A 10,107-nucleotide genomic window follows, 5' to 3' on the forward strand; every position below is an offset into this window, starting at 1 on the left:
ACTTGGCCGGGGAGAACTCCAAGGGACAAGGAGTTCACCCCGCGTTGGGGACCTGGCCGTGGCCGGCCAGGGTTCGTCGGACTAGTCCTCGAGGTCCACTTCGCGCACCATTTCGGCACCGATGCCGGCCTTGATGGCGTCCAGCACCTGCTGCGGGACGGAGCTGTCGATGGTGAGCAGGGCCAGGACCTGGCCGCCCTCCGCGCTCCGTGCCACCTGCATGCCGCCGATGTTGATGTTGTTCATGCCCAGGATGTGGCCGATGGTGCCGATGACGCCGGGACGGTCGGCGTAGGAGACCACCACGAGGTGCTCGCTGATCGGGATCTCGACGTCGTAGCCGTTGACGCCGACGAGCTTCTGTACCTGCTTGGGTCCGGTCAGGGTGCCGGACACGGAGATCTGTGCACCGTCGCTCAGGGCGCCGCGCAGCGTCAGCACGTTGCGGTAGTCCTCGGCTTCAGGGGTGGTGATGAGCCGGACGTTGATGCCGCGCTGCTCGGCGATCACGGGGGCGTTGACGTAGGACACCTGCTCGGTGACGACGTCGGCGAAGATCCCCTTGAGGGCGGCGAGCTCCAGGACCTTGACGTCAAGCGCGGCGATTTCGCCGGCAACCTCGACGTCGATCTGGGTCACCGAAGCGTGGGTCAGCGCCGTGAAGATGCGGCCCAGCTTCTCGATCAGCGGGATCCCCGGGCGGACGTCGGGGGCGATCAGGCCGCCGGCAACGTTCACGGCGTCCGGAACCAGTTCCCCTGCGAGGGCAAGGCGGACGGACTTCGCGACGGAGACGCCGGCCTTTTCCTGTGCCTCGTCGGTTGACGCGCCCAGGTGCGGGGTGACCACAACATTGTCCAGCTTGAAGAACGGCAGGTCGGTGCTGGGCTCCTGGACGAAGACGTCCACGGCAGCACCGGCAATCTGGCCGTCCTGCAGTGCGGTGTAGAGGGCTTCCTCGTCCACGAGGCCGCCGCGGGCCACGTTGACCACGTAAGCGGTGCTCTTCATTTTCTTGAAGGCTTCGGCGCCGAGCATGCCGACCGTTTCCGGCGTCTTGGGCATGTGGATGGTGATGAAGTCAGACTGCGCGAGCAGCTCGTCCAGGGTGACGAGCTTCACGCCGAGCTGGGCGGCGCGGGCAGAGGTGATGTAGGGGTCGAACGCGAGGATCTCGGTATCGAAGCCCTGGAGGCGGGCGGCGACCAGGGCGCCGATGCGGCCCAGGCCGATGATGCCGATCTTCTTCTCGAAGAGTTCGATGCCGGTGTACTTGGAGCGCTTCCACTCGCCGTCCTTCAGGGCGGCGCTGGCCTGCGGGATGTGGCGGGCCAGGCTCAGGATGTGGCCAACGGTGAGTTCCGCAGCGGAAACGATGTTCGACGTCGGGGCGTTGACCACCATGACACCGGCCTGGGTGGCCGCCTTGATGTCCACGTTGTCCAGGCCGACGCCGGCGCGGGCGATGACCTTCAGGTTCTTCGCGGCGGCAATGGCCTCGGCGTCCACCTTCGTGGCGGAGCGGACCAGGATGGCGTCAACGTCCTCGATGGCAGAGAGCAGCTGGGAACGATCGGCGCCGTCGGTCTGGCGGATTTCAAAGTCCGGGCCAAGGGCCTCGATGGTGGCGGGCGAAAGTTCTTCGGCAAGCAATACTACGGGTTTTGACACAGCTGATCCTCTGCGTTGAAGTCCTGGGGGTACATAAAGTCTAGGCGTACGGAAAGGCCGGGCTCACATTGTTAAGTGTGAACCCGGCCTCACCGCCGTGCTTTGAAGGGCTCAGCCTTAGCGGGCTGCGGAGCCTTCCACGTAGTCCTCGTCCTGCTGCTGCCAGGAGAACAGGGAGCGCAGTTCGCGGCCAACTTCCTCGATCGGGTGCTGCTCGGCCTTGGCACGCAGCTCCTTGAACTCGGCGCCGCCGTTGTCCTGGTCGTCAATGAAGCGCTTGGCGAAGGCACCGTTCTGGATGTCGGCGAGGACAGCCTTCATGTTTTCCTTCACCTCGGGGGTGATGACGCGCGGGCCGGAAACGTAGTCGCCGTACTCTGCGGTGTCGGAAACGCTCCAGCGCTGCTTGGCGATGCCGCCTTCCCACATGAGGTCAACGATGAGCTTGAGCTCGTGCAGCACCTCGAAGTAGGCGATCTGCGGCTGGTAGCCAGCCTCGGTCAGGGTCTCGAAGCCGTACTGGACCAGCTGGGAAACGCCGCCGCACAGGACGGACTGCTCGCCGAAGAGGTCCGTTTCGGTCTCTTCGGTGAAGGTGGTCTTGATGACGCCGGCGCGGGTGCCGCCGATGGCCTTGGCGTAGGACTTGGCCAGCTCCCAGGCGGAGCCCGAAGCGTCCTGCTCAACGGCAATGATGTCCGGGATGCCGCGGCCGGCTTCGAACTCGCGGCGCACGGTGTGGCCGGGAGCCTTCGGGGCGACCAGGATGACGTCGACGCCTTCCGGGGCCTCGATGTAGCCGAAGCGGATGTTGAAGCCGTGGGCGAAGGCCAGGGCCTTGCCGGGGGTCAGCTTGTCTTTGATGGAGTCTGTGAAGATCGCGCGCTGGTGCTGGTCCGGCGCCAGGATCATAATGACGTCGGCCCATTCGGCGGCGTCGGCAACGTTCTTGACCGTGAAGCCTGCGTCCTCGGCCTTGGCGATGGACTTGGAGCCTTCCTTGAGCGCGATGACAACCTCGACGCCGGAATCGCGCAGGTTCTGCGCGTGGGCGTGGCCCTGGGAGCCATAGCCGACAATGGCTACCTTGCGGCCCTGGATGATCGACAGGTCTGCGTCGTCGTCGTAAAACATTTCAGTCACTTGCGTAACTCCTCTTGAGTGGATTTTTTGTAGATGTATAGCTTCGGTGCTGCGTTTGCGGGCGAAGCGCGCCGCCTGGGCTGAGCTCTAGGCTGAGCCCTGAGCTGTGCCTTAGGCGCTGCGCAGGGCCCGATCACTCATGGAGCGGGATCCCCGTCCAACGGCCAAGGTGCCGGACTGCACAATTTCGCGGATACCGAAGGGCTCCAGCACCGAGAGCAGTGCCGTGAGCTTTTCGGGATGGCCAGTTGCTTCAATGACCACCGAGTCTGTGGAGACGTCGACCACTGAAGCACGGAACAGGTCTGCAGCCTGGGTCACCTGCAGACGAGTTGCGGCATCCGCACGTACCTTGACCAGGATGTGGTCGCGCTGTACGGAAGATTCGGAAGTCAGTTCAACAATCTTGATCACATTGATCAGCTTGTTCAACTGCTTGGTGACCTGTTCGATCAGGTCACCGTCGGCGTCGACGACGACGGTCATCCGGGAGATGCCCGGAACTTCCGTCGGGCCGACGGCCAGGGAGTTGATGTTGAAGGCGCGGCGGGCGAAAAGGCTGGCCACGCGGGTCAGCACACCGGGCTTGTCTTCGACCAGAACGGACAGTGTGTGGCGGCTCATGATCAGTCCTCCTCTTCCCATTCCGGGGTCATGTTGCGGGCAACCTGGATCTGGTCGTTGCTGACCCCGGCGGGCACCATCGGCCACACCATGGAGTCGGGGCTGACCACGAAGTCGATGACCACGGGGCGGTCATTGATCTCCAGCGCCTTCTGAATTGTTGCGTCGATGTCCTCGGCCCGCTCGCACCGGAAGGATGCGCAGCCGTAGGCCTCGCCGAGCTTGACGAAGTCCGGGATGCGGATGGTCTCGTGGCCGGTGTTCAGGTCCGTGTTGGAGTAGCGTCCCTCGTAGAAGAGGGTCTGCCACTGCCGCACCATGCCCAGCGAGGAGTTGTTGATGACGGCAACCTTGATGGGGATGTTGTTGATGGCGCAGGTGGCCAGTTCCTGGTTGGTCATCTGGAAGCAGCCGTCGCCGTCGATGGCCCAGACCACACGGTCCGGCTCGCCCACCTTGGCGCCCATGGCGGCCGGAACGGCGTAGCCCATGGTGCCGGCACCGCCGGAGTTCAGCCAGGCATGCGGGCGCTCGTACTTGATGAACTGCGCGGCCCACATCTGGTGCTGTCCCACACCGGCGACGTAGATGCCCTCGGGGCCGGTCAGGGCACCGATGCGCTCGATGACCCGCTGCGGTGCAGTGAGGCCGTCCTCCGGTTCGGTCCAGCCCAGCGGGTAGGTGTCCTTCAGGTTGTTCAGGAAGGCCCACCAGCTGGCCAGGTCCGGAGTCCCGGAGGCGCCGAACTGGGTCCGGACAGCTTCCGTCAGTTCCGGAATGATCTCCTTCACGGAGCCCACGATGGGAACGTCGGCCGTGCGGTTCTTGGAGATTTCCGCGGGGTCGATGTCGGCGTGGATGACCTTGGCGTTGGGCGCGAAGGTCTTCAGGACACCGGTGACGCGGTCATCGAAGCGCGCACCCAGGGTTACCAGCAGATCCGCCTGCTGCAGCGCGGTAACAGCCGAGACCGTGCCGTGCATGCCGGGCATGCCCACGTGCTGCGGGTGCGAGTCCGGGAAGACACCGCGGGCCATGAGTGTGGTGACCACCGGTGCACCGGTAAGTTCGGCCAGCTCGCGCAGTTCAGCCGCCGCATGGGCCTTGGACACACCGCCGCCGACGTACAGGACGGGCTTGCTGGCCGCGGAGATCAGCTTTGCTGCCTCGCGGACCTGCTTGTTGTGGCCACGGACCACCGGGCGGTAGCCCGGCAGGTCGATCTTGGGCGGCCAGGAGAAGGTCATCTGCCCCTGCTGGGCGTCCTTGGCGACGTCAACAAGGACCGGGCCCGGACGTCCGGTCGAGGCGAGGTGGAAGGCCTCGGCCATGACGTGCGGAATGTCGTTGGGGTCCGTCACCAGGAACGAGTGCTTGGTGATGGGCATGGTGATGCCCACGATGTCGGCTTCCTGGAAGGCATCGGTGCCGATTACTCCGCTGGAGACCTGGCCGGTGATGGCCACGAGCGGAACGGAGTCCATGTGGGCATCCATGATGGCGGTGACGAGGTTGGTGGCACCCGGGCCCGAGGTGGCGATGCAGACGCCCACCCGCCCGGTGACCATGGCGTAGCCTTGCGCGGCGTGGCCGGCTCCCTGTTCGTGACGGACCAGAACGTGGTTCATTTTGGAGGCCATCAAGGGGTCGTAGGTGGGCAGGATCGCGCCACCGGGCAAACCGAAAATATCGTCGACGCCGAGTTCTTCGAGCGCACGGACAATTGCTTCTGAGCCGGTCATCACCGTCGGGGGTACGACGTTGTTCGGCCCAAGGACAGGAGAGGCGGCTGCAGCAATGTCGACCCCGGCCTCAGCCGGCTTGTCGACGCGTTCCGGAGCCTTGGCGGCTCCAGCGGACTTTGAAGCCATCAGCGAGGGGCTGATGGGCGATCCTTTGCTCATCGAACTCTTCCTTAGTGGATCTTGAATTGGTGTGGTGCTAGGGAAAACTGAACGTTCCGTCCCGCCCGGAAAATAAAAAAACCCCTCAGCCTGGTGGCTTTTCGAGGGGTTGCGCGTGACAGTTCGTTACCAGTCGGGCTATGGAGCCACGCGCTGAGTAAGTACGACGACGGTGCCGACGGTAACGAAGATCATGCGTTCAGTTTTCCCTCTGGTGGATAGCGTGTCAACGAAGCGGCCCGCGATCTCACCATGTGGACATCAGTGTCCACGAATTGATCCTTCCCTAAGGGATCGAACAGCACCTGACCGCTGTAGGCGGCAGGGCTTAATAAGGGTGATGCCGAGGGGCCCCTTGCGGGAGGCGCTCAGCGCCGCCCGTAAGGGGAAGGCATCACCCGCAGTAGGCGCCCGTGGAGGCGCTGTGCACCAGCTTGGCGTACTTGGCCAGGACACCCTTGGTGAACTTGGCCGGCAGCGGCGCCCAGCCGTCCTTGCGGGCTTCGAGTTCTGCGCCGTCTACGAGCAGGTCGAAGCTGCGGGCGGCGATGTCCACGCGGATCCGGTCGCCGTCCTTGACGAAGGCGATGGGGCCGCCGTCGACCGCTTCGGGGGCGACGTGGCCGATGCAGAGGCCGGTGGTGCCGCCGGAGAAGCGGCCGTCGGTGAGCAGCAGGACATCCTTGCCCAGGCCTGCACCCTTGATGGCGCCGGTAATGGCGAGCATCTCGCGCATGCCCGGACCGCCCTTGGGGCCTTCGTAGCGGATCACGACGACGTCGCCCTTCTGGATCTCGCCGTTGTCCAGCGCGTCCAGCGCTCCCTGCTCGCGCTCGAACACGCGCGCAGTGCCCTCGAAGACCTCGGCGTCGAAGCCTGCGGTCTTCACGACGGCGCCTTCCGGAGCCATGGAACCGTGCAGGATGGTGATGCCGCCGGTCTTGTGGATCGGGTTGTCCAGCGCGCGCAGGATCTTGCCGTCGACGTCCGGCGGGTTGATGGCCTCGAGGTTTTCCGCGACCGTCTTGCCCGTGACAGTGAGGCAGTCGCCGTGCAGCAGGCCGGCGTCGAGCAGTGCCTTCATGATCACCGGCACGCCGCCGATCTTGTCCACGTCGGTCATGACGTAGCGGCCGAAGGGCTTCAGGTCACCCAGGTGCGGGATCTTGTCGCCGATGCGGTTGAAGTCGTCCAGGGTCAGTTCGACCTCTGCCTCGCGGGCGATTGCCAGCAGGTGCAGGACGGCGTTGGTGGATCCGCCGAAGGCCATGGTGACGGCGATGGCGTTTTCGAAGGCCTTCTTGGTCATGATGTCGCGGGCGGTAATGCCGTGGCGGAGCAGGTTGACCACGGCTTCGCCTGACTTGCGGGCGAATTCGTCACGACGGCGGTCTGCCGAGGGCGGGGCTGCCGAGCCGGGCAGGGACATGCCCAGGGCCTCACCGATGCAGGCCATGGTGTTCGCGGTGTACATGCCGCCACAGGCGCCTTCGCCGGGGCAGATGGCCTTCTCGATGCGGGTGAGATCTTCCAGGCTCATCTTGCCCGCGGCGCATGCACCCACGGCTTCGAAGGCGTCGATCAGGGTGACTTCCTTTTCGGAGCCGTCCTCGAGCTTGACCCAGCCCGGCATGATGGAGCCGGCGTAGAGGAATACGCTGGCGAGGTCCAGGCGCGCAGCGGCCATGAGCATGCCCGGGAGCGACTTGTCGCAGCCGGCCAGCAGCACGGAGCCGTCGATGCGCTCTGCCTGCATGACGGTCTCCACCGAGTCGGCGATGACTTCGCGGGATACCAGGGAGAAGTGCATGCCCTCGTGGCCCATGGAGATGCCGTCGGACACGGAGATGGTGCCGAACTGCATCGGGAAGCCGCCGCCTGCGTGGACGCCTTCCTTGGCGCCCTGGGCCAGCCGGTTCAGGGACAGATTGCAGGGAGTGATTTCGTTCCAGGAGCTCGCGACGCCGATCTGGGGTTTGGCGAAGTCGTCGTCGCCCATGCCCACGGCCCGGAACATTCCACGGGCCGGAGCTGCGTGAATGCCGTCGGTGACAATCCGGCTCCGGGGCTTGATGTCAGGCTTGTTATCGGTTGCGATCTGGGTGTCCTCACTCATGGGTCAAAGTCTATGACTCCTGAAAGGCCGCCAACGACCGGAAGTGGCCCCTTTGGCCCAATTTCCAGAAAATTTCGATCAAATAGTGGACTCACGTCTCACATTTTGAGACGGATGGCCTGTGCACCTACTCCCCCACTGGCGTTGACAAGCCTAGACAGCCCTATTGACAGCGACGTACCGTCAAGCAACGGCAACCTCGTGTGACGGATGAAAGGCTTTGCTATGGAGTGGATTATCTGGGTCATTGTCATTGTTTTGATCATTGCCATTGTCTGGTGGCTGCTGAACCGGAACTCGCGGGGAGCGGCAGCCGACGCGGCACGGACCGAACAGGCGACGCCCCGTGCCGGAGCCTCTCCCGCAGCGTCAACCGGAACGCAAGAGACGCCGTCGGCCGTTTCTGCCGCAGCAGCGGCGGCGGGACCTCCGTCAGCCACCACCCGGACCGTCCCGGAAACTGGCCGCCTGGCAGAGCCTGAAACAGGGCCGGACGCCGGGCCGGCGGCCGCGGAAGCCGCGCCGCTGGTGGGCCAGCCCACCCCTGCGGCCACGCGCCCGGACCCCGAGGACGTGGAACCGGACATCGAATCCTGGGAAGCCGCCACCGCCCGCCCTTCCTCGGCGCGGCCCGCCGGAGGAGATGTTGACGACTGGGACGACGACCAAGATAAGGCCGAATGGGATGCCCAGTGGTCGGATGCCGGCAGTGCAGAAACAGCCAGTGCAGAAACAGGCAGTGCCGCTGCAGGCAGTTCCACTCAACCGGCAGCCCAAGAGCGTGCCGCACAGCCTGCCCCGCCGACGCATCACGCGGAGTACACGGAGCCCCATGCCCCTACCCTTCCGGGCGCGGAATCCGCAGCCGCCGAATCGATGGACGCTGAGGCCGAAACCCGGCAGCGGATCCAGTCCTCCGCCGCCACGGAAGCCGGAGCCAGCCACGAGGCCCAGCCCCACCACCGCGAACTCCAGCCGCATCATCTGGAACAGGGCTTCGGCGCGGAACGTGGTTTCGGCGAACAGCCCATCCATCGTGAACGGGTCGCCGATGTGAGCGAAGCAGCCGCAGGGGATCAGCCGTATGGCGAGGGATCGGCCGCGCCCGCAGCGGACGGCAGCGCCCCGGACGGATTCGCCGTCAAGGGCGACGTCAGCGCCATGACCTATTACGACGAAGACAGCGCCGGCTACGAGGACGCCCGGGCGGAGGTCTGGTTCCAGTCCCCGGCACACGCCGAGGCTGCAGGGTTCCGGGCGCCGCGGCGGTCCCGGCGCTAACGCCCAGCGGCGGCGGCAGCTTGCGGACGGAGTAGGCGGATGACACGCAACCGCGCCGGGAAACGCGCAACGGCTGCAGCCGCGTATTCCGCCTTCGCGTTGTCCCTGGCCCTGGCGTTGCCCCTGTCCGGCTGCACCGGTGACGGCGCTCAGCCTGGTCCGGGCAGCACGGGCTCCGCGGCCACCGGGGTTCCCGCGCCATCCGCCCCCGGCTCCGGCACACCGGGAACGCGTACCCCCGGCACGAGTGCACCGGCTACTTCCAGTGCGGCTCCGACACCGCCGCGGGCACCGGAAGTACGGAGCAGGATCGAGGGGCTGCAGGTTCCCTGGTCCACGGTGTTCCTGCCGGACGGCACGGCCGTCATCTCCGAACGCGATACCGCCCTGCTCAGATCTGTCCGGGACGGCAAGGTCAGCACCATCGGGTCCGTCCCCGGCGTCGTTCCTGGCGGTGAGGGCGGATTACTGGGCCTGGCACTGTCACCCGGCTTTGCCTCGGACCGCTATCTCTACGCCTACTTCACTGCCGCCGATGACAACCGGATTGCCCGCATGCGCCTGGACGGCAGTGGGGCAGCTGGTGGTGCGGGCTTCCGCCTGGGTGAGCCGGAGGTGATCTTCTCCGGCATGTCCAAGGCCTCCACCCACAATGGCGGCAGGATCCGGTTCGGCCCGGACGGGTTCCTCTACGTCGGCACGGGAGACTCGCAGCGCCGGGAGCAGCCCCAGGACCGGAACGCCCTGGGCGGCAAGATCCTGCGGCTCACCAAGGACGGTGCCCCCGCGCCCGGCAATCCCTTCCCGAACAATCCCGTCTACAGCCTTGGCCACCGGAACGTGCAGGGCCTGGCGTGGGACACCCAGGGCCGGCTCTGGGCCAGCGAGTTCGGACCCGACGTCAATGACGAACTCAACCTGATCCAGCCCGGAGGAAACTACGGCTGGCCGGAAGTCACGGGAGCACCCCACCGCGACGGATTCATCGACGCCAAGATTGTCTGGCCGTCCACCGCAGACTCCTCCCCCAGCGGGCTCGAGATCGTCGGCAGCACGGCCTACCTTGGCGCGCTGAGGGGCCAGCGCCTGTGGGCTGTTCCGCTCGACGGCGAAAACGCCGGCAACCCTGTGGGCTATTTCACGCAGCAGTTCGGGCGGATCAGGAACGTTACAGTGGCCCCGAACGGGGACTTGTGGGCTCTGAGCAACAACCAAAACCCTGATTTTGCGCTGATTTTGCGGATTCCACGCTAAGCGGCTCCATCCGCCCACTTCGATTTCACACCAGCCAAAACTTCGTGTAGAGTTTCATGTCGTTGCGGAGGTCAACGAGGGAAATAAAAGCCCTCGGACGAACTAAACAACAGA

The 10,107-nt window shown here is 65.4% G+C and carries 7 protein-coding genes; 2 read left to right on the forward strand and 5 right to left on the reverse strand.

The window, feature by feature from the left end; all coding sequences use genetic code 11:
- Positions 1-81 precede the first annotated feature (81 nt).
- From serA to ilvD, 5 genes are all read right to left on the reverse strand, one after another.
- The gene (gene serA, locus ACTHQX_RS00345; protein WP_236803841.1) at positions 82-1,671 is read right to left on the reverse strand and encodes a phosphoglycerate dehydrogenase; all 1,590 of its coding nucleotides are present in this window, start codon (positions 1,669-1,671) and stop codon (positions 82-84) included.
- Positions 1,672-1,788: 117 nt separating this feature from the next.
- On the reverse strand, positions 1,789-2,814 hold the full coding sequence (gene ilvC, locus ACTHQX_RS00350) for a ketol-acid reductoisomerase (RefSeq protein ID WP_236803844.1): 1,026 nt from the start codon (positions 2,812-2,814) through the stop codon (positions 1,789-1,791).
- Positions 2,815-2,925: 111 nt separating this feature from the next.
- Positions 2,926-3,438 (reverse strand): acetolactate synthase small subunit, encoded by a 513-nt coding sequence (ilvN, locus tag ACTHQX_RS00355; RefSeq protein WP_050054685.1) that lies wholly within the window; start codon positions 3,436-3,438, stop codon positions 2,926-2,928.
- A 2-nt stretch (positions 3,439-3,440) separates the two neighbouring features.
- Complete coding sequence (locus ACTHQX_RS00360) at positions 3,441-5,342, reverse strand: acetolactate synthase large subunit (RefSeq protein WP_236803846.1); 1,902 nt, start codon at positions 5,340-5,342, stop codon at positions 3,441-3,443.
- 394 nt (positions 5,343-5,736) lie between these two features.
- A complete protein-coding gene (gene ilvD, locus ACTHQX_RS00365) occupies positions 5,737-7,458 on the reverse strand; it encodes a dihydroxy-acid dehydratase (protein WP_440155090.1) in 1,722 nt (573 codons plus the stop codon).
- Positions 7,459-7,683: 225 nt separating this feature from the next.
- Here ilvD and ACTHQX_RS00370 point away from each other — a divergent pair, with 225 nt between their 5' ends.
- Together ACTHQX_RS00370 and ACTHQX_RS00375 are read left to right on the forward strand one after the other, a co-directional pair.
- Entirely contained in the window at positions 7,684-8,739 is a 1,056-nt protein-coding gene (locus ACTHQX_RS00370; protein WP_440155091.1) for a sunset domain-containing protein, read from the forward strand.
- 39 nt (positions 8,740-8,778) lie between these two features.
- Positions 8,779-9,993, forward strand: a complete 1,215-nt coding sequence (locus ACTHQX_RS00375) for a PQQ-dependent sugar dehydrogenase (protein WP_440155093.1) — start codon at positions 8,779-8,781, stop codon at positions 9,991-9,993.
- The last annotated feature ends 114 nt before the right edge of the window (positions 9,994-10,107 follow it).

This window comes from Arthrobacter sp. SAFR-023 (genome assembly GCF_051965295.1).
Classification (GTDB): Bacteria; Actinomycetota; Actinomycetes; order Actinomycetales; family Micrococcaceae; genus Arthrobacter.

Excerpts from the sequence above, each read along its gene's own strand:
- ACTHQX_RS00360 (WP_236803846.1), bottom strand. The coding sequence starts at position 5,342 with ATGAGCAAAGGATCGCCCATCAGCCCCTCGCTGATGGCTTCAAAGTCC.
- ACTHQX_RS00375 (WP_440155093.1), top strand. The coding sequence starts at position 8,779 with ATGACACGCAACCGCGCCGGGAAACGCGCAACGGCTGCAGCCGCGTAT.
- ilvD (WP_440155090.1), bottom strand. The coding sequence starts at position 7,458 with ATGAGTGAGGACACCCAGATCGCAACCGATAACAAGCCTGACATCAAG.
- ilvN (WP_050054685.1), bottom strand. The coding sequence starts at position 3,438 with ATGAGCCGCCACACACTGTCCGTTCTGGTCGAAGACAAGCCCGGTGTG.
- ACTHQX_RS00370 (WP_440155091.1), top strand. The coding sequence starts at position 7,684 with ATGGAGTGGATTATCTGGGTCATTGTCATTGTTTTGATCATTGCCATT.